The 24,919-nt window shown below is 56.0% G+C and carries 25 protein-coding genes and 1 riboswitch; of the genes, 9 read left to right on the top strand and 16 right to left on the bottom strand.

The features are described 5' to 3' along the window. A complete protein-coding gene (locus ACXI0A_RS07720) occupies positions 1–1,131 on the top strand; it encodes a glycosyltransferase (protein ID WP_476149543.1) in 1,131 nt (376 codons plus the stop codon). Positions 1,132–1,138: 7 nt separating this feature from the next. On the opposite strand, the gene dusC is transcribed toward ACXI0A_RS07720, so the two are convergent. From dusC to ACXI0A_RS07705, 3 genes are all read right to left on the bottom strand, one after another. After that, complete coding sequence (gene dusC / locus ACXI0A_RS07715) at positions 1,139–2,095, bottom strand: tRNA dihydrouridine(16) synthase DusC (RefSeq protein ID WP_224929893.1); 957 nt, start codon at positions 2,093–2,095, stop codon at positions 1,139–1,141. 4 nt (positions 2,096–2,099) lie between these two features. Next, on the bottom strand, positions 2,100–3,509 hold the full coding sequence (gene rhlE / locus ACXI0A_RS07710) for an ATP-dependent RNA helicase RhlE (RefSeq protein WP_476149546.1): 1,410 nt from the start codon (positions 3,507–3,509) through the stop codon (positions 2,100–2,102). Between the two features lie 301 nt (positions 3,510–3,810). Further along, positions 3,811–4,203 (bottom strand): YbhQ family protein, encoded by a 393-nt coding sequence (locus ACXI0A_RS07705; RefSeq protein ID WP_034821088.1) that lies wholly within the window; start codon positions 4,201–4,203, stop codon positions 3,811–3,813. Between the two features lie 178 nt (positions 4,204–4,381). Between ACXI0A_RS07705 and ACXI0A_RS07700 the strand changes: the two genes are divergently transcribed. From ACXI0A_RS07700 to ACXI0A_RS07690, 3 genes are read left to right on the top strand one after another with little or no spacing between them, the layout of a single operon-like run. Next, complete coding sequence (locus tag ACXI0A_RS07700; RefSeq protein WP_224929898.1) at positions 4,382–5,143, top strand: endonuclease/exonuclease/phosphatase family protein; 762 nt, start codon at positions 4,382–4,384, stop codon at positions 5,141–5,143. Beyond that, positions 5,140–6,384: a cardiolipin synthase ClsB gene (clsB, locus tag ACXI0A_RS07695; protein WP_224929902.1), complete on the top strand. Its 1,245-nt coding sequence runs from the start codon at positions 5,140–5,142 to the stop codon at positions 6,382–6,384. The genes ACXI0A_RS07700 and clsB overlap by 4 nt, the downstream gene beginning before the upstream one ends. Further along, on the top strand, positions 6,384–7,358 hold the full coding sequence (locus ACXI0A_RS07690; RefSeq protein ID WP_476149548.1) for a lysylphosphatidylglycerol synthase domain-containing protein: 975 nt from the start codon (positions 6,384–6,386) through the stop codon (positions 7,356–7,358). Before clsB ends, ACXI0A_RS07690 begins: the two co-directional genes overlap by 1 nt. Positions 7,359–7,535: 177 nt before the next feature. Here ACXI0A_RS07690 and ACXI0A_RS07685 read toward each other — a convergent pair whose 3' ends face one another. The 7 genes from ACXI0A_RS07685 to moaA all read right to left on the bottom strand — a co-directional run bounded on the left by ACXI0A_RS07685 (position 7,536) and on the right by moaA (position 12,178). Continuing rightward, a complete protein-coding gene (locus tag ACXI0A_RS07685; RefSeq protein ID WP_034821101.1) occupies positions 7,536–8,243 on the bottom strand; it encodes a Bax inhibitor-1/YccA family protein in 708 nt (235 codons plus the stop codon). Between the two features lie 57 nt (positions 8,244–8,300). Continuing rightward, entirely contained in the window at positions 8,301–9,395 is a 1,095-nt protein-coding gene (locus tag ACXI0A_RS07680; protein WP_476149551.1) for a DUF1615 family protein, read from the bottom strand. Positions 9,396–9,477: 82 nt separating this feature from the next. Next, positions 9,478–9,930 carry a molybdopterin synthase catalytic subunit MoaE gene (moaE, locus tag ACXI0A_RS07675; protein WP_476149553.1) on the bottom strand — a complete coding sequence of 151 codons (453 nt, stop codon included), beginning with the start codon at positions 9,928–9,930 and terminating at the stop codon, positions 9,478–9,480. A gap of 2 nt (positions 9,931–9,932) precedes the next feature. Continuing rightward, positions 9,933–10,178, bottom strand: a complete 246-nt coding sequence (gene moaD, locus ACXI0A_RS07670) for a molybdopterin synthase sulfur carrier subunit (protein ID WP_224929914.1) — start codon at positions 10,176–10,178, stop codon at positions 9,933–9,935. Then, complete coding sequence (moaC, locus tag ACXI0A_RS07665; protein WP_224929916.1) at positions 10,171–10,656, bottom strand: cyclic pyranopterin monophosphate synthase MoaC; 486 nt, start codon at positions 10,654–10,656, stop codon at positions 10,171–10,173. Before moaC ends, moaD begins: the two co-directional genes overlap by 8 nt. A 2-nt stretch (positions 10,657–10,658) precedes the next feature. Beyond that, positions 10,659–11,174, bottom strand: coding sequence for a molybdenum cofactor biosynthesis protein B (gene moaB, locus ACXI0A_RS07660; protein ID WP_476149555.1), 516 nt, complete (start codon positions 11,172–11,174; stop codon positions 10,659–10,661). A 17-nt stretch (positions 11,175–11,191) separates the two neighbouring features. Next, the gene (gene moaA / locus ACXI0A_RS07655) at positions 11,192–12,178 is read right to left on the bottom strand and encodes a GTP 3',8-cyclase MoaA (RefSeq protein WP_224929921.1); all 987 of its coding nucleotides are present in this window, start codon (positions 12,176–12,178) and stop codon (positions 11,192–11,194) included. Then, positions 12,167–12,302: riboswitch (molybdenum cofactor riboswitch) on the bottom strand. It overlaps the preceding gene by 12 nt. A gap of 194 nt (positions 12,303–12,496) precedes the next feature. On the opposite strand from moaA, the gene ACXI0A_RS07650 reads away from it, so the two are divergent. Continuing rightward, entirely contained in the window at positions 12,497–13,396 is a 900-nt protein-coding gene (locus ACXI0A_RS07650; protein ID WP_476149557.1) for a uridine diphosphate-N-acetylglucosamine-binding protein YvcK, read from the top strand. Between the two features lie 169 nt (positions 13,397–13,565). Here the strand turns inward: ACXI0A_RS07650 and uvrB are convergent, their stop codons facing one another. Further along, complete coding sequence (gene uvrB / locus ACXI0A_RS07645; RefSeq protein WP_224929927.1) at positions 13,566–15,587, bottom strand: excinuclease ABC subunit UvrB; 2,022 nt, start codon at positions 15,585–15,587, stop codon at positions 13,566–13,568. Between the two features lie 908 nt (positions 15,588–16,495). Between uvrB and ACXI0A_RS07640 the strand changes: the two genes are divergently transcribed. Beyond that, positions 16,496–17,212: an ABC transporter ATP-binding protein gene (locus ACXI0A_RS07640; protein WP_224929930.1), complete on the top strand. Its 717-nt coding sequence runs from the start codon at positions 16,496–16,498 to the stop codon at positions 17,210–17,212. A 134-nt stretch (positions 17,213–17,346) separates the two neighbouring features. Here the strand turns inward: ACXI0A_RS07640 and bioD are convergent, their stop codons facing one another. Genes bioD through bioB form a run of 4 tightly spaced genes read right to left on the bottom strand, consistent with a single transcriptional unit; the run spans position 17,347 to position 20,936 of the window. Continuing rightward, on the bottom strand, positions 17,347–18,018 hold the full coding sequence (bioD, locus tag ACXI0A_RS07635; protein WP_476149559.1) for a dethiobiotin synthase: 672 nt from the start codon (positions 18,016–18,018) through the stop codon (positions 17,347–17,349). Then, entirely contained in the window at positions 18,015–18,770 is a 756-nt protein-coding gene (gene bioC / locus ACXI0A_RS07630; RefSeq protein ID WP_476149561.1) for a malonyl-ACP O-methyltransferase BioC, read from the bottom strand. The genes bioD and bioC overlap by 4 nt, the downstream gene beginning before the upstream one ends. Continuing rightward, a complete protein-coding gene (bioF, locus tag ACXI0A_RS07625) occupies positions 18,754–19,905 on the bottom strand; it encodes an 8-amino-7-oxononanoate synthase (protein WP_476149562.1) in 1,152 nt (383 codons plus the stop codon). Before bioF ends, bioC begins: the two co-directional genes overlap by 17 nt. Continuing rightward, positions 19,905–20,936: a biotin synthase BioB gene (gene bioB / locus ACXI0A_RS07620; protein WP_476149564.1), complete on the bottom strand. Its 1,032-nt coding sequence runs from the start codon at positions 20,934–20,936 to the stop codon at positions 19,905–19,907. Before bioB ends, bioF begins: the two co-directional genes overlap by 1 nt. A gap of 87 nt (positions 20,937–21,023) precedes the next feature. Here bioB and bioA point away from each other — a divergent pair, with 87 nt between their 5' ends. Both bioA and ACXI0A_RS07610 read left to right on the top strand, forming a co-directional pair. Next, positions 21,024–22,316 (top strand): adenosylmethionine--8-amino-7-oxononanoate transaminase, encoded by a 1,293-nt coding sequence (bioA, locus tag ACXI0A_RS07615; protein WP_476149566.1) that lies wholly within the window; start codon positions 21,024–21,026, stop codon positions 22,314–22,316. 70 nt (positions 22,317–22,386) lie between these two features. Further along, positions 22,387–22,863 (top strand): kinase inhibitor, encoded by a 477-nt coding sequence (locus tag ACXI0A_RS07610; protein ID WP_476149568.1) that lies wholly within the window; start codon positions 22,387–22,389, stop codon positions 22,861–22,863. 44 nt (positions 22,864–22,907) lie between these two features. Here the strand turns inward: ACXI0A_RS07610 and pgl are convergent, their stop codons facing one another. Next, positions 22,908–23,903: a 6-phosphogluconolactonase gene (gene pgl / locus ACXI0A_RS07605; protein ID WP_476149570.1), complete on the bottom strand. Its 996-nt coding sequence runs from the start codon at positions 23,901–23,903 to the stop codon at positions 22,908–22,910. Between the two features lie 149 nt (positions 23,904–24,052). Between pgl and ACXI0A_RS07600 the strand changes: the two genes are divergently transcribed. Then, a complete protein-coding gene (locus tag ACXI0A_RS07600) occupies positions 24,053–24,871 on the top strand; it encodes a pyridoxal phosphatase (protein WP_224929954.1) in 819 nt (272 codons plus the stop codon). The last annotated feature ends 48 nt before the right edge of the window (positions 24,872–24,919 follow it).

Genomic DNA, 24,919 nt, shown 5'->3' with positions numbered 1-24,919 from the left:
ATGACCAGCCCACATAACAAATATATTGATTGTCGCAAAAAGAATATCTACTTCTATTTAAATGCTGTCAAAGCAAGAATCTTACATAAAAATAAACAATTTATTTTTCTCCCGCTACCTGGCTTACTGCCACATGATGCGGATGTCATCCATCTTTTCAATGAAGTGGCCGACACCAAAAGGAACTGGATCGCCACCTTTGAAACCGAAATCCCGCGTGTGCTGCCGGTGCCGGGTGTGGCGAAGTTCGACAATCCTCAACTAAAGTCGCAGCTGCAATTAATCGCCAGGTCGGAATGCCTGACGTTGATTGCGATTTCGCAAGCCACTCTCGACATCCAGCTGAAACTGCTCGACGCGTTTCCCGCGATCAAAGCCGCTGTCAGGCACAAACTCCATATCCTGCATCCGCCGCAGCCGCTGCTGTGCGTAAAGCCGCGCCTGATCTCGCCGGGAGAAATTCGCTTCATCTTTGTCGGCAGCGAGTTCTATCGCAAAGGCGGCGCGGAAGTGGTGCTGGCCATCTCGCAATTAACCGAAGAGGATGTGTTTACACGCGGCCAGATACAGGTCACGCTGATCGGTGACATCACGCAGCGGCACAATATCGCCCATCGGCAATTCCAGGATGATGAGGCGTTCTATACGCGCATTGAGCACTTAATCAAAACCTCGCCTCACATCCAGCATTTCACCACCCTGCCCAACAATCAGGTGCTGACCTTACTGCAACACTCGCACGTGGGATTGTTGCCCAGCTGGCAGGATACTTACGGCTTCTCGGTGCTGGAGATGCAAGCCAGCGGCTGTCCGGTGATCACGACCAACATTCGCGCCTTACCGGAGATCAATCCACCCGGTGCGGGATGGCTTATTCAGCAGCCGGTGAATGACGAATATGAGTATGTGGTTGATTCTCAGGAGAGCAAACTGCAGATACGTCGACAAATCGTGCAGCAGCTTAAAACGCATATCATTGATATTTTGCGGAATCCGGGCGTAATCACGCAATATTCTGCACAATCACTGAAGAGAATTGCTGAGCAGCACGATCCGGGAAAATTCAGCGAGCAGCTTGCCCACTTCTATTCAGCCAGCAAGCAGATGCACTACACAACGGCGTTTAAATGAGGAAGGGTTATACCGGTACGGTTAACTGAAGGGCGTGGCGTTCAATTGCCGTGGCGATCTCGGCTGATACGCGCAGAGTGCGGATTTCACTGAACAGCCCATCGGCTTCGTTATAGGCTTTTCGCAGATAACCGAGCCACTGTTTGATGCGTGCGACGTGGTACATGCCGGTATCGCCCTGCTTCTCAAGTTGCGTGTATTTGAGCAGCAGTTCGACCACTTGCGGCCACGGCATTGGCGCTTCGTTGTATTTCACCACACGACCGAGATTCGGGATATTGAGCGCACCGCGTCCCAGCATCACCGCATCGCAACCCGTGATGCGCATACATTCTTGCGCATCCTGCCAGCTCCAGATCTCACCGTTGGCGATCACCGGAATTGACAGACGCTGGCGAATTTCGCCAATCGCCTGCCAGTTAATGCTCTCAGCGCGGTAGCCATCTTCCTTGGTGCGACCGTGCACCACCAGTTCACTGGCACCCGCCTGCTGTACCGCATCGGCAATTTCAAAACGACGCTCACCCGAATCCCATCCCAGACGCACTTTCACCGTGACGGGAAGGTGATCGGGTACGGCTTCGCGCATCGCTTTGGCGCCGCGATAAATCAGCTCAGGATCTTTGAGTAAGGTGGCACCGCCGCCGCTGCCGTTCACCAGCTTCGATGGACAGCCGCAGTTGAGATCGACGCCCCAGGAGCCGAGTTCCACTGCACGCGCGGCGTTTTCTGCCAGCCACTCAGGATATTGCCCGAGTAGCTGCATACGCACGCGCGTGCCGGAAGCCGTTCGGCTGCTGTTGTGCAGCTCGGGACACAAACGGTAGAAGGATTTTACTGGCAGTAGCTGATCGACCACGCGCAAAAACTCGGTGACGCACAGATCGTAATCATTTACCCCGGAGAGCAGTTCGCGTACCAGCGAATCCAGCACGCCCTCCATCGGCGCCAGTAACACCCTCATCGCGTTAGATGTTCCCGCTCTTTTTCGCTGCCGGACGACGTCGACCGCTGTTAGCGGCTGGCGCATTCTGAACGGCACTGCTGCCCTGACGACGTGCAGGACGCGCTTCGCCCTGTGGACGTGCGCCATTGCTAGCTTGTGGACGCTGACCGTTGCCGCCGTGCGGACGAGAAACGTTACCGCCCTGTCCACGACCCTGGCTTTGACCACGACCCTGGCCCTGACCGCGACCCTGCTGCTGGCGACCGTTCTGGATCGGTTCCGCTTTGATGCTAGGGTCCACTTCGAAACCTTCCAGCTCAATGCGCGGAATCTCACGCTTCAGCAAGCGCTCAATATCACGCAGCAGTTTGTGTTCATCGACACACACCAGTGATAGGGCGGCGCCGGTTGCCGCAGCACGACCGGTACGGCCAATACGGTGTACGTAATCTTCCGCCACGTTTGGCAGCTCATAGTTCACTACGTGTGGCAGTTCTTCGATGTCCAGACCACGCGCGGCGATATCCGTTGCCACCAGCACACGAATGCCACCGGATTTGAAGTCAGCTAACGCACGGGTACGCGCGCCCTGGCTTTTGTTACCGTGGATAGCCGCAGCGGTGATGCCATCTTTGTTCAACTGTTCAGCCAGATGGTTAGCGCCATGTTTGGTACGGGTGAACACCAGCACTTGCTGCCAGTTATCGCGACCAATCATCAGCGACAGCAGTTCCCGCTTACGCTTCTTATCAACGAAGTGTACTTGCTGTGAAACCTGTTCAGAGGCGGTGTTACGACGCGCCACTTCAACCTGCTCTGGGTTGGTCAGCAGTTTTTCCGCCAGGGTTTTGATCTCATCAGAGAAAGTGGCAGAGAACAGCAGGTTCTGACGTTTCGCCGGCAGACGCGCCAGTACACGGCGGATGTCGTGGATGAAGCCCATATCGAGCATACGATCCGCTTCATCCAGCACCAGAATTTCGACCTGTGACAGGTCAACCGCATTTTGATGCGCCAGATCGAGCAGACGGCCAGGGGTCGCCACCAGCACATCCACACCACCGCGCAGTTTCATCATCTGCGGGTTGATGCTCACGCCACCGAAGACCACCAGTGAACGGATATTAAGATACTGACTGTACTCACGGACGTTCTCGCCCACCTGCGCCGCCAGTTCACGGGTTGGGGTGAGGATCAACGCACGTACCGGACGACGGCCGCGCGCGTTAGCAGGATTCGCAGTGAGACGCTGCAACAGTGGCAGCGTGAAACCGGCGGTTTTACCGGTACCGGTTTGGGCGCTCGCGAGCAGGTCACGACCCGCCAGCACCACGGGAATGGCCTGACGCTGAATCGGCGTCGGTTCCTGGTAGCCTTGTTCCGCTACCGCACGCAAAATATCGGCACTTAAGCCGAGAGAGTCAAATGACATGCAGGTGTATTACTCCGAACCGCCCTGTTCGCCGTCAGCGATGTAGTTTTCAGGGGGTATATGACGCAAGCCTGGTGGGCTCACGTGTGAAAAGGGCACAAACTACCATGCGTAAGGGCGGGAGTTTAGCAGGTTTCCGCTGCCACCGCGACTGAGAATAGTCACGGCGCTGTAACATGATGTTGGTAGTCTGCCTGACGTGGCATGAGTCGCGCCGTTGCTCACTGCGCCTGTTATTGCGCTGCGCATAACAAAAAAGGAGCCGCATTCGGCTCCTTTCTGTTCGCAACTGAGCTTTCGCTTAGCTGCGCTTTTTCTCCACGCGATGCGCGGGTTCTTTCGCCAGCAGTGACACCAGCGCCGGACCCACCAGCATTACCACGCCCAGACAACCGATCAGCAGGTTGTTGTGGATGAAGCGGGAGATCAGGAACAGCGTCAGCATCGCCGCGCCGAAGTAGTACGTTGTCGTGACTTCTTCCAGCGCGTCACCCATGCGACGTAAACGGGCACTACGCTGCAGAGCCAGCATGGCGATAAACACCACCGCATAAGCTGCTACCAGGGTACTGCTCACTTCAACCAGCGCTTTGTGCTTCCAGCCCCAAACCAGCGCGGCGATCACCAGCAGGTGCATCGCAATATGCAAACAGGTTTGACCGGTAACGATCTGAACACGATTAGACCATTTCATTCTTTTCTCCTGGCAGACCCAACAGAGGTCGCCCAAGTGTATCTGGCTGCGGCCAGACGGATTTCCTCAATGTAAAGCAAATTTCGGATAACGCCCTAATTTTCTGCAACAGTCACCATCCATTTGTGACAAAGACTACACTTTGTGCTGTTGATGATGAAAAGGAGCGCGTCGCAGTATGCCACAAAACAGCCAGGGATTTTCATTTAAAGTCCTGACCATCAATACCCACAAGGGGTTCACCAGCTTTAACCGCCGCTTTATCCTGCCGGAATTGCGTGACGCTGTCCGTGCCACGTCGGCGGATATTGTCTTCCTGCAAGAGGTGATGGGCACTCACGATATCCATTCGCTGCACATTGAGAACTGGCCGGAAAACTCTCACTACGAGTATCTGGCCGATACCATGTGGCATGATTTTGCCTATGGCCGTAACGCAGTTTATCCCGAGGGACATCACGGGAACGCGATATTGTCACGTTTCCCCATTATTGAATATGAAAATCTCGATATTTCTGTGGCCGGAAGTGAAAAGCGCGGCATGTTGCACTGCCAGATTCGCCTGCCGGATCGGCCCGAACCGCTGCATGTCATCTGTGTGCATTTAGGGCTAAAAGCGCAACATCGTCAGGCACAGATGAAGATGATGTGCGATCGCATCAACGCCCTGCCGCACGATGCCCCACTGGTGGTGGCCGGAGATTTCAACGACTGGCAGGTGCACGCCAACCGCTTCCTGAAACGCAGCGCGGGTTTACAGGAAGTGTTCAGCCTGAAAAACGGTCGCCCGGCGCGGACTTTTCCAGCCCGTTTTCCGCTGCTGCGACTGGATCGTATCTATATCCGTAACGCCACCGTAAGCCAGCCCTGGGCGCTGCCGGTCAAACCCTGGTCACACCTTTCCGATCATGCCCCTTTGGCCGTGGAGATTTTCCTATGAATTTCAGCTGGCGTGAGGGCAACCAGTTGCGGTTGCTGGAGAACGGCGAACAGTTCTTCCCCTGCGTTTCAGCAGCGATTCAACGTGCCGAGCGTTCGCTGCTGCTGGAGACGTTTATTCTGTTTGAGGATGACGTTGGCAACGCGCTGCATAGCGATCTGCTGGCGGCCGCACAGCGCGGCGTGAAGGTCGAAGTGATGGTGGATGGCTACGGTTCACACGACCTCTCTGACGCCTATGTGAACACGCTGACCGAAGCCGGCGTACGCTTCCTCTATTACGATCCGCGCCCGCTGGTGATGGGCATGCGCACCAATGTTTTCCGCCGCCTGCACCGTAAAATTGTGGTGGTAGATGATGCCCTCGCCTTTGTTGGCGGCATCAACTTCTCCGCTGAGCACAACACAGATTACGGTCCGGAGGCAAAGCAGGATTATGCGGTTGAAGTTAAGGGACCGGTGGTGCTGGATATTGCTCGCTATGTGCAGCAGGCCATCGGCAGCAAACAGACCACACGGCGCTGGTGGGGAGGACGTTCGCAGCGGCTGGCGGTCAACGCGATGCCCGGCGAGGCACAGGTGCTGTTTGTCTATCGCGATAACGATGACCATCGCGACGACATTGAGCAGCACTATCTCGATATGCTGCGCAAGGCAAAGCGGGATGTGATCATCGCCAATGCCTATTTCTTCCCCGGCTATCGCCTGTTACGTGAAATGCGCAGTGCCGCACAGCGAGGTGTGCGCGTGCGGCTGATCGTGCAAGGTGAACCGGATATGCCCATTGTTAAAGTGGGCGCCGAGCTGCTTTACAACTATCTGGTGGATGCCGGGGTTGAAGTCTATGAGTATTGCCGCCGACCGCTGCACGGCAAGATTGCGGTACAGGATCAACACTGGGCCACCGTGGGTTCCAGCAATCTTGACCCGCTGAGCTTGTCGCTCAATCTGGAAGCCAATCTCATCGTGCACGATCGGACTTTCAACCAGACGCTGCGTGACAATCTGGAAGCCCTGCTTCAGCACGATTGTGTGCGCGTGCAGGATGACAAACTGCCGCCGCGTACCTGGTGGCATCTCACCAAAAGCGTGATTGTGTTCCATTTCCTGCGTCACTTCCCGGCCATTGCCGGTTGGTTGCCCGCGCACACGCCGCTGCTGGCGCAGGTTGATCCCCCCGTGCAACCGGAAATGGAAACCCAGGATCGGGTCGAAACCGGCAACGAAGGAGCGAAACCCTGATGAGAAAAAAACATTCGCGCTGGCAATGGATAAAGAAAATCCTTACCTGGCTGTTCTTTATTGCGGTAATCGTGCTGCTGGTGATCTATGCGCGCAAAGTGAACTGGCAGGACGTTTATCAGGTGATCGTCGGCTATAACCGCTACGTGGTACTGGGCGCTGCGGCGCTGGTAGTGGTCAGCTATCTCACCTATGGCGTGTATGATTTAATTGGCCGCGCCTACTGTGGACACAAGCTGGCGAAGCGTCAGGTGATGCTGGTGTCGTTTATCTGTTACGCCTTCAACCTGACGCTCAGCACCTGGGTCGGCGGCGTGGCGATGCGTTATCGCCTCTATTCCCGCCTCGGCCTGCCTGGCAGCACCATCACACGCATCTTTTCCATGAGCATCGCCACCAATTGGCTGGGCTATCTCCTGCTGGCGGGCGTAGTGTTTGTCGCCGGCATGGTGCCGATTCCGCCGCGCTGGTTCATCGGCGAAAACACCCTGCGCATTATCGGTGCAGTGCTGTTAGTGCTGGTCGCGATTTATTTGTGGGCCTGTGCTTTTGCGAAAAAACGTCACTGGACAGTCAAGGGTCAACACTTACAGCTGCCGTCGCTGCGCATGGCGCTGATTCAGTTTGCCGTCTCCAGCGCGAACTGGCTGGTGATGGGCACCATTATCTGGCTATTACTGGCGCGTCAGGTGGATTACCCGCAGGTGCTGGGGGTGTTACTAATTAGCAGTATCGCTGGGGTGATCATTCATATTCCGGCAGGCATCGGGGTGCTGGAAGCGGTGTTTCTGGCGCTACTGGCTGGCGAGCACGTTTCGCACGGCACCATCATTGCCGCCCTGCTGGCCTATCGCGTGCTGTACTTTATTTTGCCGCTGCTGCTGGCGCTGGTGTTGTATCTGATGCTGGAGAGCCGCGCAAAACATCTGCGGCAGAAGAATGAACAGAAGATGGCGAAATCGGACGCGGGATAAACCGGGGAGAAAGCACTCGCGCTCGGTGGGCGCCATCAATGGCGCACCCGAAAATTCTTTGCAAATTGATACGGTCGACATTGGTGCGCTGGCCAAAATCAATTGCGCCCCCTACAAGCATCCTGTTCGGATGTTGTAGGGGGCGCATTCATACCCGCCAGAAGCGGTACTTCAGGATTAACGGCGGTTACCGAAAATACGCAGCAGCATCAGGAACAGGTTGATGAAATCGAGATACAGCGTCAGCGCACCCATGATCGAGTAGCGACGCAGATTCTCTTTGTCATTGACGTTGATGGTCTCGCCAATCGATTTCAGCTTTTGGGTGTCATACGCAGTCAGACCGACGAACACCACCACGCCGATATAGGTGATCGCCCACATCAGCGCCGGGCTTTTCAGCCAGAAGTTCACCAGTGACGCCAGTACAATACCAATCAGCGCCATAAACAGCAGGCTGCCGAAGCGGCTGAGGTCGCGTTTGGTGGTGTAGCCGTAGAAGCTCATGGCACCGAACATCCCTGCCGTCACAAAGAAGGTGCTGGCGATAGAGGAATAGGTGTAGACGAGGAAAATACTCGCCAGCGTCAGGCCCGTCAGCGCCGAATAGAGCATAAACAGCCCGGTGGCTAAGGTACTGCTCAGACGATGCACCATGCCCGACAGCACAAACACTACCGCCAGCTGCACAATAATCAGCCCGAAGAAGGTGATGCGATTAGCAAACACCAGCTCCATCACCGCAGGTGTGCGCGCCGCAAACCAGGAAACAAAAGCGGTCAGCAGCAAGCCGCAGGTCATCCAGCCGTAAACCTGTGCCATATAAGTCTGCAGCCCGGTTGACGCCTGCTGCACGATTGAATCATTACGTGGATATCGGTCCATGATGCACCTCTTTAAGTTAGACAAACGCTCTAAGTGTGGAGTCTACACCGCATTGCGTCAACGGCGCGTCAAGCACTGCTGATATCGGCCATTCACGCGCTGGGCAAACCAGGCCGTGGTCAGGTTGCGGGTGATTTTCGGGCTCTCCAGTTTAATGCCAGGCAGCATCTCGCGCTGCAGGCGTTTGCCGGCCATTTTATCGGCCAGAATAAACGTCTGTTTCCAGAGTGTGCTGTTGCTGAAACTTTCCGTATCGCCCTTCTCCAGATCGCGACGGATTTCCCGGTTGCTCATATCCAGCTGCTTGCTCAGCGTGCGCACCGCCAATTCGGTAGAGCCCGCTTGCTCGCTGTCGTACATAATTAAGTCGCCGTCCAGTGCCAGTTTGATGCCACTGGCACGCGCCACTGCCGCCTGGAAGGCCGCATTGCGGCTGGCGTACCATCCCGCATTGAAATCGGCAAAGCGGTACAGCATCTGGCTGTAATCCGCCGGATAGCCGAGCAAATGCAGCGTACCGAAATAGATGCCGCCGCGACGCGTGAACACTTCACGACGAATCGAGCCATCGATCGAATACGGGTAGCCTTTGGCATGCGCTTCGGCAAATTCGATACTGACCTGCATTGGCCCGCCGGTGTGAATCGGATTGAGATTGCCAAACAGCTTCTGCCCCATCGGCACCATATCGATAAAATCATCGAAAATCGCGCTCAGCTCTTTCTCACTGCGCACTTTATCAAGACGCGCGGCGTAGCTTTCACCGGTGGGAGATTTAATCAGTAAGGCGGTGCGCACCAGGAATGCCGGAACGTGCACTTTGGCGGCGCGGCGATCAATTTCACCCCAGGCGATTTTAGGTAAACCGGGCACCGGCGCATCGGCATTAAAATTGGATTCCTGATCGGCCACGGCGATCACCGCACAGACGTTACTGGCGCTGGGATCGATCTGCTGGACGCGAAACGCGGTATAGATGTCATCCGCCCAGGTGCTTTTTTGGCTGACATCGCCTGGCAGTAACTTTTGAATTTGGGATTTGACGTCGGCGGGTTGACGCGCAGGTGCCTGCGGTTCTTTTTTGGTACTACATCCGGCCAGTACCAGCGCGGTGAGCAGCGCCGCGCCTTTGAGCATTTTAGTGGTATTCATCTTGTTCCCTGACAGGCCAGCAAAACCCGTACCTTAACGTTTTCAGCTAGCTGCGGCTATCAGAGCCTACGGATTTTACGCGTTACTTCCAGCGTTCGGCGGCTTGATGATCGCTGTCACGTGCATCGACCCAACGATCGCCCTGTTCGGTAGCTTCACGCTTCCAGAAAGGTGCACGGGTTTTCAGGTAGTCCATGATGAACTCGGTGGCGGCAAACGCACTGCTGCGATGGGCGCTGCTGACCCCCACAAACACAATTTCATCACCGGGGAACAACTCGCCCACACGATGAATCACCGTCACCTGCTGCAACGCCCAGCGCTGACGCGCCTCTTCAACAATTTCCGCCAGCGCCTTTTCCGTCATGCCCGGATAGTGTTCCAGCGTTAAAGCGGCCACGCTATCACCGAGGTTGTGATTGCGTACTTTGCCGGTGAAGGTGACGACCGCGCCGTCACTGTCATGCTCAGCAAGCTGCCGATATTCTTCACCGACATCGAAAGGGTCAACGCCGACGCGAATGCGAGTGGTCATGTTCATCCTCCGGTCACCGGCGGGAAGAACGCCACTTCATCGCCAGCACGCAGCGGATGGCTCATTGGCACCAGCGTTTGATTGACCGCTGCCAGCAACTTCCCGGACTCCAGCGCCAGCGCCCAGCGGTCGTTCTTCTCCGCCAGCGCCGCACGTAAGGTCGCCACATCCTGATATTCCGGTTTCAGCTCTAACGCGCTGGTGCCGGTCAGCTCGCGTACCTGGGCAAAAAACAGCACTTTAATCATGCATCACCGCCTGGAAATCGCCGGATTTACCGCCGCTCTTGGTGAGCAAACGTAGCTGATCGATGACGATGTCTTTCTGTACCGCTTTGCACATGTCGTAAATGGTCAACGCGGCCACCGATGCGGCGGTCAGCGCTTCCATCTCAACGCCGGTTTTACCGGTCAGACGGCAGCGTGACGTCACGCGCACACGGCTGTGCTCAGGCTCCGCCACCAGCGTGACTTCCACTTTGCTCAGCATCAGCGGATGGCACAGCGGGATCAGTTCCCAGGTGCGTTTTGCGGCCTGAATCCCGGCAATGCGCGCCGTGGCGAACACGTCGCCTTTATGATGGCTGCCGTCGATGATCATCTGCAGCGTTTCCGCGCTCATCAGCACCAGCGCTTCGGCCTGGGCTTCGCGAACCGTTTCATTTTTGCCGGAGACGTCCACCATATGGGCTTCGCCAGCGGCATTGATATGAGTGAGTGATGACATGCTTACAACTTCTTCAAATGAGAGACAAAATTACAGGGACGCGTGCGTGCATCCAGCTGTTCTTCAATGATGCGTTCCCAGCCGCTGCGACAGGCGTTGGTCGATCCCGGCACGGCGAAAATTAGCGTCTGATTCGCCAGCCCGGCGACCGCACGTGATTGCAGCGTTGAGCTGCCAATCTCTTCGTATGAGATCATGCGGAACAGTTCTCCAAAGCCGTCAATTTCACGGTCGAACAGAGGCAGCAGCGCTTCCGGCGTGCTGTTTTTGCTGTTGAAGCCTGTGCCGCCGTTGACGATCACCACCTGCACATCATCGCTGGCAATCCAGCGCGACACCGTGGCGCGAATGCGATAACGGTTATCTGGCACAATCGCGCGATCCACCACCTGATGCCCGGCTTCCGCCAGCGCCTCACGCAGAAAATCCCCTGAGCTGTCATTGCTGGCATCGCGACTGTCCGAGACGGTCATCACCGCCACATTCAAGGCGACAAACTCGCCGGTAGGTTTACCCATGGCTGTAACTCCTGTGTTTAGCCGCCAATGAAAGAGAGGTTTTGTGTGATGCCGGTATTGCCCTGATGCAGGAAATGCGTCTGCTTTTTCTGGCCGAGACTGTGGGCAATCCGCGCCTGTAATTCATCCTGCTGATCGTCCGATGCCAGTAAATCGCGCAGCGAAACACCGCCGTCGCCAAACAGGCACAGATGGAGGTTGCCCATTGCCGACACGCGCAGACGGTTGCAGCTGGCGCAGAAATCTTTTTCGTAGGGCATGATTAAACCGACTTCGCCCTGATAGTCAGGATGGCGGAACACCTGCGCCGGACCGTCACTGCGTCCACGCGGCTGAAGCTGCCAACCCTGCAGGATCAGCTGATCGCGGATCACTTCACCTGAGATGTGATGACGACGGAACAGATCGCCACCCTCGCCGGTTTCCATCAGCTCGATAAAACGCAGCTGAATCGGACGGGTGCGAATCCAGTCTAGGAAAGTCGCCAGGCTGTGGCTGTTGAGATCGCGCATCAGCACGCTATTGATTTTGACCTTCTCGAAACCGGCGTCAAATGCGGCATCAATACCGGCCATCACTTCCGCGAACTTGTCCTGCCCGGTAATGGCGTGGAACTGGCGTGCATCGAGGCTATCAACGCTGACGTTAATGTTGGTGAGCCCGGCATCACGCCACGCGCGCACGTCACGCGCCAGTCGGTAGCCGTTGGTGGTGACAGCTATCTGGCGAATGGCATCGTTTTCACGCACCGCTGCAATGATATCGGTGAAGTCGCGGCGCATAGAAGGTTCGCCGCCGGTCAGGCGCACTTTTTCCGTGCCCGCAGCCGCAAAGGCACGCGTCACGCGACGAATCTCGTCCAGCGAGAGGAAACTTTTATTGTGATTACCGTTCGGTTTGTAGCCGTCCGGCAAACAGTAGGTACAACGGAAGTTACACACATCCGTGACCGACAGGCGCAAGTAGTAGAAGCTGCGCGCATAGGCATCTGTAAATTGTGGCACCTGAACACCTTTCCAAATACGGGAGATGCAGTCATTTCTTTCTGCACCCTGGCAGCGATGCTGCGGCCAGGCATCCATATCGTTATGACTTAGGCATGCCAGGCTTTGGGAGTCTGTTGTCATTGTGGACAACACGGTTAATTCGAATGGTAGCGCGAATTGTCCCTCGCATCCATCAGTGAATTTCGCTATATATATTGATACATAACGTTTTTTCACCGCATTTTCGCCGCAGGATACGGTAAAATGCGCGACAGATATTGATACACATCACTTCAACTGCACGACAACCTGCAGTTGTCAGTTAAAAGGAACAGCATGAATTGTACCCTGGCAGATTTGGATCGTGTGGTGGCACTCGGCGGCGGGCACGGCCTGGGTCGCGTGATGTCCGCGCTGGCACCGCTGGGCTCGCGCCTGACCGGCATCGTGACCACCACCGATAACGGCGGATCCACCGGACGCATTCGCCGTTCAGAAGGCGGTATTGCCTGGGGTGATATGCGCAACTGCCTGAACCAGCTGATCATGGAGCCGAGCGTGGCGTCGGCGATGTTTGAATACCGCTTTGCCGGTAACGGCGAACTGGCCGGACATAACCTCGGTAACCTGATGCTTAAAGCGCTCGATCATCTCAGCGTGCGCCCGCTGGAAGCGATTAACGTCATCCGCAATCTACTGAAAGTCGATGCCTTTTTGATTCCGATGTCGGAGCAGCCGGTGGATCTGGTGGCACAGGATTGCGAAGGCAATATGGTGTACGGTGAAACCGCCATTGATGAGATGAAGCAACCGCCACAAGAGTTGATGCTGCATCCCAATGTCACTCCCACCAAAGAAGCCCTGGATGCGATTGCGGAAGCAGATTTGATCCTGATTGGCCCTGGCAGCTTTTACACCAGCCTGATGCCGATTCTGTTGATGGAAGAGATGGCGCGCGCAATGCGCCGCACGCCGGCCACCATGGTATTTATTGGCAATCTGGGACGCGAGTTAAGCCCGGCCGCCAGCCTGACGGTGGCCGATAAACTGGCGATGATGGAGAAAGCGATCGGCAGGCGAGTGATTGATGCCGTTGTCGTGAGCCCGTCAGCAGACGTCAGCGGCGTGGAAGATCGCCTGATTGTGCGCGAACCGCTGGAGGCCGCCGATATCAAGTATCGCCACGACCGCCAGCTGCTGCGGATTGCGTTGGAACATGCCATTCAGGCAGTTTAACCTCGAGAAGGCAGTGCGCATGAATGCGCACCCTACGAGGGCGAACGTTAAGGATTTTACGTAGGGTCGCAATTCAGATACGACCGGGCACCTAGGTAATAGATTAGATCGGGCACATAGGTAACACATTTGTGCCCAGTCGCTCCGGGTGATACCTCTTTCTGCACGGTCAGGAGGCGGCGATAAACAACTCGCGCAGCTGGTGTAACTGGTCACGCACGTTGGCGGCCTCTTCAAACTCCAGATTTTGCGCATGCTGCTGCATCTGCCCTTCCAGCTCACGGATTTTCTTCTGCATCGCTTGTGGGGTAAGTGCCAGATAGTTAGCCTCTTCTTCTGCCGCCACGCGTGAAGTGGTTTTGCCCTTACCGCGTGTTTTCACCACGTTTTTGCCCAGCTCAAGAATATCGGTAATTTTCTTGTTGAGGCCCTGCGGCACAATGCCATTCTCTTCGTTGTAATGCTGCTGCTTCTCGCGACGACGCTCGGTTTCACCCATCGCACGTTCCATCGAAGGCGTGATCTTATCGGCGTACAGAATGGCCTTGCCGTTGATGTTACGCGCCGCGCGGCCAATGGTCTGGATCAGTGAACGTTCAGAGCGCAGGAAGCCCTCTTTATCCGCATCAAGGATCGCCACCAGCGACACTTCCGGCATATCTAATCCTTCACGCAGTAAGTTGATGCCGACCAGCACATCAAACTCACCGAGACGCAAATCACGAATGATCTCCATGCGCTCCACGGTATCGATATCAGAGTGCAGATAGCGCACCTTCTCGCCGTGTTCCACCAGATATTCGGTGAGATCTTCAGCCATGCGCTTGGTCAATACGGTGACTAACACACGCTCGTTAATCTCCACGCGCTTACGGATTTCAGACAGCAAGTCATCTACCTGAGTGGCCACCGGACGCACTTCCAGAATCGGGTCTAACAAGCCGGTGGGACGCACTACCTGATCAATGACATCGTCACCGGATTTTTCCAGCTCATATTTACCCGGCGTTGCCGAAACATAAATCGTTTGCGGTGCGGCTGCTTCAAACTCTTCAAAGCGCATCGGACGGTTGTCCAGCGCCGACGGCAGGCGAAAACCATATTCCACCAGCGTCTCTTTACGTGCGCGGTCACCGCGATACATCCCGCCAATCTGCGGAATAGTAACGTGGGATTCATCCACCACCAGCAAACCATCGGCTGGCAGGTAATCAAATAAGGTTGGCGGTGGCTCGCCCGGCCCACGACCCGAAAGGTAGCGCGAGTAGTTTTCGATCCCCGAGCAATAGCCCAGCTCATTCATCATCTCAAGATCGAATTGAGTACGCTGGCTAATACGCTGCTCTTCCAACAGCTTGTTGTTGTCCATCAGCGATTTACGGCGATCCACCAGCTCGACTTTAATATCTTCCATCGCCTGAAGAATACGCTCGCGCGGGGTCACGTAGTGGGTCTTAGGGTAAATGGTAAAACGCGGGATCACCGACTCAATCTGGCCGGTCAGCGGATCGAACAGCGACAGGCGCTCAACTTCCTCATCAAACAATTCCACACGCAAGCCGATGTCGTCGGATTCAGCCGGGAAGATATCGATCACTTCGCCGCGCACGCGGAAGGTGCCGCGCTGGAACACCTGGTCGTTGCGGGTGTATTGCAGCTCCGCCAGACGGCGCAGGATACTGCGCTGATCGATAATCATGCCGCGCGTAAGGTGCAGCATCATTTTCAGATAGAGATCGGGATCGCCCAGGCCGTAAATCGCAGAGACCGAGGCCACCACAATCACATCACGACGCTCCAGCATCGCTTTGGTCGCCGAGAGTCGCATCTGTTCAATGTGCTCGTTGACCGCCGCATCCTTCTCAATAAAGGTGTCGGAACTCGGCACATAGGCTTCAGGCTGGTAGTAATCGTAGTAAGAGACAAAAAACTCCACCGCATTATCCGGGAAGAATTCTTTCATCTCACCGTACAACTGCGCCGCCAGCGTTTTATTCGGCGCCATCACCATCGTCGGGCGATTGAGGTCGGCAATCACGTTGGCGATGGTAAAGGTTTTGCCCGATCCGGTAACCCCGAGCAGGGTCTGATGTGCGAGCCCATCCTCCAGCCCTTCTTCAAGACGACGAATGGCCTCAGGCTGATCGCCTGAAGGTTTGAAATCAGAATTGAGTTTGAAGGCTTTACTCATGGTTTTGCGGTTCCTGCGGAAGAAGTCAGCGAGCAGGCTGATAATTCTACTCTGCTATGCCGAATTTGCCAGAAAAAAATACTGGATATATTTACAGATATCTTGCACGATGACGGGGAAAGCACTTGTTTCGCTTCAGTGCAATTTAAGCGGCAAAAGGCAAAAGCGTGTTGCGCAATGTTATCCCCAAGGCCGAGACGCTTTTAACATTTGTCAAGAGACCGTCATTAAATTGCAGTCCGATGACAAGGCAGAAAAATCTCAGGCTTGCTTTTAACTAACCTGCTGATTTTGTTCATAATGACTCTAAAGTCCAGTTTCTCAGCATAATGTATGCAGGCCGCGTATTTCCTCGCTTCCAACCGGTTTTCAGTCGCTAATGCACAAGGTTATCCACAGGAATAGTGGATAACTGAATCCAGCCCCGAGCCCATCAGCTGTGTATAATTTTCCCCGCACTTATCCAGGCGTGCGAAATATTTTTTTTTGCGTTTTTTTTCTGCCTGCCTAAAACCGCTTTAACTATCCTTTTTACAAGTCAAGCACCATTGTTGTCGTAAAAACCGTGCCTTAAGACCACTTATTTCTTCAGTGATTGCCTTATCAGTGAACAGATGCACCAGAAACGTTAAGCATTCAGCACCGTCAAAGTGCAGTCAGGTTATTACTCAGTGGAATTATTAAGCATTGCTCACCTTTTAAGCCCGTTTTTACCTGATTCTGACTCAGAATATCCCGTTCCACTAACCTGGCCTGGGAATTGCAACAGATCAACGATGGAGTGACGAGTCCATACGGCTTGCCTTGCAGGCCATCAACAGCAGTGTCCACCTTAATCGTGCACGACTGTATGCCAGACGACACAGAGCGGGAGCATTCAGGCAAATAATCTGGAAGGAGTATGTCAGATGCTGAGTTTACGTTCGGTGAATCAGTTTTACGGTCACAACCATATCCTGTGGGATGTGGATCTCGATCTGCCACCAGGCACCTGTACCGGTGTGCTGGGCAGCCCTGGCATGGGTAAAACCACGCTGGTGAACTGCATTATGGGTCGCTTGCCTATCAATAGTGGCTCGATGATCTGGCAGGAAGATGGCTCGCCACCGGAGAATTTGTTGCTGCAGCCCACTGAGCAGCGTGCGCGCATGGGGATCGGCTACGTGCCACAAGGTCGCCATATCTTTTCGCAGATGAGCGTGGAAGATAATTTAATGATTGCGCTGATGGCCGCACAGGACGGTCGCAGCCGCGCGATTCCTGAAATGGTGTTCGATCTGTTTCCGGCGCTCTATTCGTTACGTCATCAACGCAGTGGCGAATTGCCGATGGATCAGCAGCAGCATCTGGCCCTGGCGCGCGCCCTGGTGCTGCAGCCTAAACTGCTGATTCTGGATGAGCCGACTGAGGGCATGTCACCCTGGCTGGAAGAGGAGATGGGCAATTTAATCCGTCGCCTTAATCGTGACTATGGCTTAACCATTTTGCTGCTGGAGCAGCATGTCTCCTTTATCCGCCGCGTGGCTGATTATTTCCTGCTGCTGCACCGTGGTCGCAATGTGGCGCAAGGTAAAGTCGCTATGCTGGATGATGTGACGGTGAATAAGTGGCTGACAGCGACTTGATGCTCTGCATGACCTGATGCGGCGTAATGCCTTGCGCGTACCTGAAAGCCTGACGATGGCTAACAGATATGCAAGACATTGCGCCGCTACCGCTTAGCGAGTGGTTCGCCAGCACCGGTCAATGCGAAAGGCATTCACTGCGGCAAGGTCAGATACTGCCCGCACTCAGCCTGCTGTGCTTCGCTGTCCAGATGGGGAATTTCTCCGAGGAACGGCGCATCGATACGCTGACGCAGCGTCGCCATATACTCGGCATGTCGCTTACCCGGCGGCTGAATATCATTGGCGATCCAGCCTGCTAACCGCAAACCACGCGCCTTCACCGCTTCCGCCGTCAGCATCGCATGGTTGATGCAGCCAAGCTTTACGCCCACCACCAGAATCACCGGCAGCTGTTCAGCTTCGACCCAATCGGCATAGGTCTGCGTGTCGGATAACGGCGTGAACCAACCGCCCGCCCCTTCTACTAACACCCATTCGGCCTGCTGCTCCAGCGCGCGCAATCCGGCTGATAAAGCAGAAAAAACGATTGGCCTGCCCTCTTCCGCACTCACAATATGCGGTGACGTCGGCTCGACAAACGCCAGCGGATTCACCTGCTCATAACTGAGTGTCAGGCTGCTGTAGCGCTGCAACGCCAGTGCATCGCTGTTGCGCACACCCTCTGGAGTGATCTCACAGCCCGAGGCCACCGGTTTGTAACCTGCGGTGCATAAACCCGCCGCGCTTGCCGCCTGAAGCAGTGCGCCACTGGCGACCGTTTTTCCCACTTCGGTATCGGTTCCGGTAATAAACCAGCGTGTCATTTGCTCAAAACTCCGTACATCAAGTGATAACTAAGACGATAACCCTGCGCATCCTGCGGCCAGTGCTGCTCCAGTTGAGTGAGCTGCGAGCGTGTGAGCGGTTGTGCGCCACGGCCGTCGTGCAGATGCGTAGCACCAATGCCTTTCAGAGAACGCATGGCGCTCAGCGCGCTAGGGAAATGCAGCGTGATAACCTGCAACTGACTGTGCAGTGGCAAGCCAGTGGTTGCTGCGGTGAATTGCGCTTCACTGAGAAAACGATTGGCATGCTGGCGACCATCCAGCCGAGCCCAGGCTTCATGCACTTCATGCAGTGATCCATCGAGCAAGGTGGAGAACAGCACGCTGCCGCCCGTCCGCGTGACGCGCAAAAACTGCTGCAACGCCAGACGCAAATCGCTGCTCCACTGCACCGCCAGATTGCTCCACACGCCATCGACGCTGTTATCGGGCAGCGGCAGATCATCAATATCGCCATGCAGATAGTGTTGCGCCGAGCGCTGCTCACGCGCGGCGTCCAGCATGTCGCAGGAAAGATCGAGGGCCGTCAGTTCGCGTCCACGATCGCGCCAATAGCGGCTGTACCAGCCGGTGCCGCAGCCCGCATCCAGCAGATGCGGCCCGAAACCGGCAGGCGCCAGCGCCAGTAGCGCATCGCCGCTCTGGCGTTGCAGCTCGGCATGCTGCTCATAATGCTGTGCCGCACGACCAAAGGCTTTGGCGATAGCCTGCTTGTTAACCTGCAGCGTCATACAGCGCCTCCAGCAGACGATCAATATCGTCAGTGTGATGGGCAGCGGTGAGCGTGATGCGCAGCCGCGCCGTGCCCGGTGGTACCGTTGGCGGTCGAATGGCGCTAACCCAGCATCCCGCCTCAGCCAGACGCTGCGATAACGCCAGCGCCGCGCTATTTTCACCGACGATCAATGGCTGGATCGCACTGGCTGATGGCATCAATTGCCATGGCAAATCCGCGGCAGCCGCCCGGAACCGCGCAATGTGACTATTCAACCGCTCACGCAGCGCATCGCCCTGCTGAATTTGCTGCAATGCCGCCAGCAACGCGCAGCATTGTGCCGGTGGCATCGCGGTGGAGTAGATCAGATGGCGAGAGAACTGCTCGACGTAATCCGCTGTGGCATCGTCACACAGCAGCGCGGCACCGCTGACGCCGAAGCCTTTGCCAAAAGTGACAATCAGCAATTCGGGCTTCACGCCTTGCTGCCAGCAGCTGCCGCGCCCCTGCTCACCGTGCACGCCAATGCCGTGCGCATCATCCACCAGCAGCCAGCCGTTGGCGCGGCGCGTCTCTTCCGCGAGGGCGGCGAGCGGTGCGCTGTCGCCATCCATGCTGAATACGCCTTCCGTCACCACCAGCGTGCCGCCCTCTGACGGCGAGGCCAGCAGCTTCGCCAGGCTCTCTGGTTGATTGTGAGCAAAGCGGCGTAACGTGGCCGGGCTATGGCTGGCGGCATCCAGCAACGAGGCATGCGCCAGCTTATCGGCGAGGATACGATCCTGCTTTTCTGCCAGCAGGTGGATCACCGCCTGGTTGGCGGCAAAACCGGAGATAAACAGCAGTGCGCGTTTGTAGCCCAGCCAGTCAGCTAACTGCTCTTCTAACTGCGCATGATGGCGGCTGTAACCGGTCACGTGACCCGATGCGCCCGCTCCCGCGCCCGCCTCGGCCGCGCCCTGTTGCCAGGCCGCAATCACCGCCGGATGCTGGCTCAGCCCGAGATAATCATTGCTGGAAAAGTGACGATATGAACGTCCCTCCAGCGTTATCTCACGCACGCTGTTGTGTTCAACCCGGCGACGCAAACGCCAGCCATCGGCATCACGTCGCGCCGCCAGCGCCTGTTCGATGCGAGATGACCAGCCCATCACACCGCCGCGTTGTAGAACTGCTCGGTATCCGCATACACCAGTTGCTCGCTGAGCTGATACTGCTGCTCATTGTCACCGGCGGTAGTGGCGGTATGCTCCGGATTGAGGCCCAGCTTGCGGAACAGGATCAGATCTTTGTCCTCTTCCGGGTTCGGCGTAGTCAGCAGTTTGCAGCCGTAGAAAATCGAGTTGGCACCGGCCATAAAGCACATCGCCTGGGTCTGTTCGCTCATCTGTTCACGACCCGCGGACAGGCGGACGTGCGACGATGGCATCATGATGCGCGCCACGGCGATGGTGCGGATAAAGTCGAACGGCTCGACGTCATCGTTATCAGCCAATGGCGTGCCTTTGACTTTGACCAGCATGTTGATGGGCACGCTCTCGGGCGGTGTCGGCAGGTTGGCCAACTGCACCAGTAAGCCAGCACGATCCTTCACCGTTTCACCCAGACCAACGATGCCGCCAGAACAGACTTTAATGCCCGCCCCGCGCACTTTATCCAGCGTATCCAGACGTTCCTGATAGCTGCGGGTGGTGATGATGCTGCCGTAAAATTCCGGCGAGGTGTCGAGATTGTGGTTGTAGAAATCCAGTCCGGCGGTGGCGAGACGCTCCGCCTGAGTGTTATCCAGCGTGCCGAGCGTCATGCAGGTTTCCATGCCCATGGCTTTGACGCCCTGCACCATCTGCTCAAGATACGGCATGTCACGTTCGTGCGGGTTTTTCCACGCGGCGCCCATGCAGAATCGGCTCGATCCTGCCGCTTTGGCTTTGCGCGCCGATTCCAACACTGCGTCGACTTCCATCAGACGCTCAGACTCCAGCCCGGTTTTGTAGCGCGCACTCTGCGGGCAGTATTTACAGTCTTCCGGGCAGGCACCGGTTTTGATCGACAGCAGCGTACTGACCTGCACCTGACGCGGGTCAAAATGCTGACGGTGAACTTGCTGCGCTTCGAACATCAGCTCAAGGAAAGGTTTATCGAACAGAGCCTGGGCTTGTGTCAGTGTCCAGCGGTTTGCCATTGCTTACTCCAAAAAAAGGGGTTCATCCCGACGATTAACGTGGTTATACTTGTAAACTAAATCTTTTCAAAATGGTTTACAAGATCGATGTTCACCCAAGACGACCTCAACTTTGACCGCCAGCATATCTGGCATCCCTACACGTCAATGCGCGATCCCCTGCCCTGTTATCCGGTGGTGGCAGCGCACGGTTGCCAGCTCCAGTTGGCCGATGGACGTGAACTGGTCGACGGTATGTCGTCGTGGTGGGCAGCGATTCACGGCTATAACCATCCGCGTCTGAATCAGGCGCTGACGCAGCAAATGTCACAAATGTCCCACGTGATGTTCGGCGGCATTACCCATCCAGCGGCGGTGGCGTTAAGCCGTCAACTGGTTGAAATGACCCCTGAGGCACTGGAGTGCGTGTTCCTCGCCGATTCGGGGTCGATTGCCGTCGAAGTGTCGATGAAAATGGCGTTGCAGTACTGGCTGGGACGCGGTGAAACGCGCCAAAAATTCCTGACACTGAAACGTGGCTATCACGGTGATACCTTTGCTGCCATGTCAGTGTGCGATCCGGAAAATTCGATGCACAGCCTGTGGCGCGGCTATCTGCCGGAACATCTGTTTGCGGAAGCGCCTCAGTGCGGTTTTGATGATGAATGGAACGAAGCGGACTTCGCAGATTTCGCCCGCTTAGCCGAGATGCATCATCGCGAAATTGCCGCCGTGATCCTTGAACCGATTGTGCAAGGTGCAGGCGGCATGCGCTTCTATCATCCGCGCTATCTACAACAGGTACGCGAGTTATGCGATCGCTATGGCATCTTGTTAATTGCCGACGAGATCGCCACCGGATTTGGTCGCAGCGGCAAGCTGTTCGCTTGTGAACACGCCGGGATTACGCCAGATATTCTCTGCCTCGGCAAAGCGCTGACCGGCGGCACCATGACGCTTTCCGCCACGCTGACCACGCGTGAAGTGGCCGATACCATCAGCCGCAGCGCAGCCGGCTGCTTTATGCATGGCCCGACCTTTATGGGCAATCCACTGGCCTGTGCGGTGGCGGCAGAGAGCCTGACGATGATCAACGAGGGTCACTGGCCCGCGCAGGTGGCGGCGATCGAACAGCAACTGCGTCGTGAGCTGCTGCCGTTGCGTGAGCATCATGCAGTGGCAGACGCGCGGGTGCTGGGCGCGATTGGTGTGATTGAAACGCGTTTACCGGTGAACATGGCGGCGCTGCAGCAGTTCTTTGTCGAACGTGGCGTGTGGATCCGTCCGTTCGGCAAGCTGATCTATCTGATGCCACCTTATCTGATTTCTGCAGCCGAACTGGCGCAGTTAACCCAGGCAGTCCGTGCGGCGTTGGACGTTGAGGCCCATTTCCTGCCCTAAGCTGACTGGAAGTGCTGGGCATTTTCCACCATGATGGAGAGCACACTGCATAACGGATAAAGGAGAGGTCATGCGCGTAGTTAGCCAGGATTTTAAAGACGGCGATAAAATGCCCGAACGCCACGTTTTCAATGGGATGGGACGTCAGGGTGATAATCTGTCGCCACATTTGGCGTGGGATGAAGTGCCTGCAGGAACGAAGAGTTTTGTTGTAACCTGCTTTGATCCAGATGCACCCACCGGTTCTGGCTGGTGGCACTGGGTAGTGGCAAATATTCCGGCTGACGTCACCGAGCTGCCACAAGGTTCCGGTTCAGGCGTGGTCGAGCTGCCGCAGGGTGCGATTCAAACCCGTACTGACTTCGGTCAAACCGGCTACGGTGGCGCAGCGCCGCCACAAGGTGATCCGCATCGCTATATCTTTACGGTACACGCGATGGATGTGGACAAAATCGATGTGGATGAAGGTGCGAGCGGCGCGATGGTTGGTTTTAATGTGCACTTCCACGCGCTGGCAAGTGCCTCGATCACGGTGAAATACTCCTGATCAAAAACGGCGCCAACAGGCGCCGTTTCTTAACTGCATTCAAATCAATCCAGTGCGTGGATCACCACCCACATCGGGCCCTGTCCCACTGCGTAACGCGCCAGCGGTTGCAACAGACCGCGATCGGCAATCTTGTACACTTCGATATGATGCGACTTCTGCCCTGCCGCCACCAGATACTGACCACTGTTATCGATATTGAAGCCCCGCGGCTGAGTTTCGGTCGGCTGGTAACCTTCGATCGCCAACACTGAGCCATCTTCGCTGATACTAAACGCGGTAATGGTGCTGCTGGTGCGGTCACAGGCGTAGAGGAAACGGCCGTCTGGCGTGATATGGATATCGGCCGCCCAGCGCGTATCGCTGAAATCTTTCGGCATCATATCCAGACTCTGCACGCGCTCAACCTGATCGTGCACGTTGTTCAATGCCCACACATCTACGGTGCTGTCGAGTTCATTTACCACATAGCCGTAAGCACCGTTCGGATGGAATGCCATATGGCGCGGGCCTGCACCTTCAACCGTGGTGACCTGCGCCTGCTCGCGCGGCGCCAGAGTGCCATCCGCATTCAGCTGGAACAGGCAGATACGATCCTGCTTCAGTGCTGGCACAAACAGCGTCTGATTGCCGAGATCGATATTGGCTGAGTGGCAGCCATCCATCCCGCCAATCACCTGGCTTGGTGCTTGCGGCAAACCTTCACTGTCAATCGGGCTGATGCTGACACACGCATCGTTGTAAGAACCGCAGAAAATATATTTGCCCTGGCGGTCGGTGGAGATGTGGGTTGGGCTGCCTGGCAGTGGCGCTTCACCGGCCAGACTCAGGGAACCGTCGGCCGCAATGCGATACGCCAGCACGCGAAAATTAGGACGGACGCCGACGTAGAGGAAATCTTTCTTCGGGCTCACCACCATCGGCTGCACCTGGCCGGCCACATCCGTGACCTGCAATAACGTCAGTGCGCCATCTTCCTGCAACTGCCATGCATGGATCTGCTGGCTCTCGGGACTGGCGGTATACACGACTTGTTTCATGCGGTTTTCCTTATTCGCTGCCTGATGAAAGGGATAACTGTAGCGCGTTTCATTTTGCCGCGCTGGATTCATTTGTGCCCTGTTTTTTGTCTCAGGGCCGCTGCCGGGTGTAGACTCAATACTTTGCTAACTCCCGGACGGAAAGTGTAATGAGCTACCGCGTAATCGCCCTTGACCTCGACGGCACCCTGCTGACCCCCACCAAAACCATCTTACCTGAATCGATCGAAGCGCTTGCCCGCGCGCAACAGGCGGGTGTCAAAGTATTGATCGTCACCGGTCGCCACCACTGCGCGATTCATCCTTTTTATCAGGCGCTGCAGTTGGATACACCCGCAATCTGCTGTAATGGGACCTACTTGTACGATTATGCAGCGAAGAAGGTGCTCGCATCCGATCCACTGGAGAAAAGCCAGGCGACCCGTGTCATTGAGATGCTCGATCAGGAGAACATTCACGGGCTGCTGTATGTCGATGATGCCATGCTGTATCAGGAACCCACTGGCCACGTGACGCGCACCCTGAACTGGGCACAATCTCTGCCGGAAGCGCAGCGTCCCCTGTTCCTGCAGGTGCCAAGCCTGGCGCAGGCAGCGCTGGATGCGCAATCCATCTGGAAGTTCGCCCTTTCCCATCCTGACACCCGCGCATTACAGCAATTCGCTGAACGCACTGAAGCCGAACTCGGGCTGGCGTGTGAATGGTCATGGCACGATCAGGTGGATATCGCGCAGGCAGGCAACAGCAAAGGCAAGCGTCTGGCGCAATGGGTAGAGAGTCAGGGCTTTAGCATGCAAGACGTGCTGGCGTTCGGTGATAACTACAATGACCTAAGCATGCTGGAACAGGTGGGCTTAGGTGTGGCGATGGGCAATGCTGATGACGCCATTAAAGCGCGCGCCAAAAAAGTGATTGGCACCAATCTGGAGCCGGGTATTGCCGAAGTGATTTATCAAGAGGTTCTGTAACCCTTTGATGTAGAGGGTGCGTATCAATGCGCACCCTACAAATGACTC

Source organism: Pantoea sp. C1E2, assembly GCF_056491465.1.
Note: the sequence above shows the minus strand (reverse complement) of the source record. Positions and strands in the feature narration are given on the sequence as shown.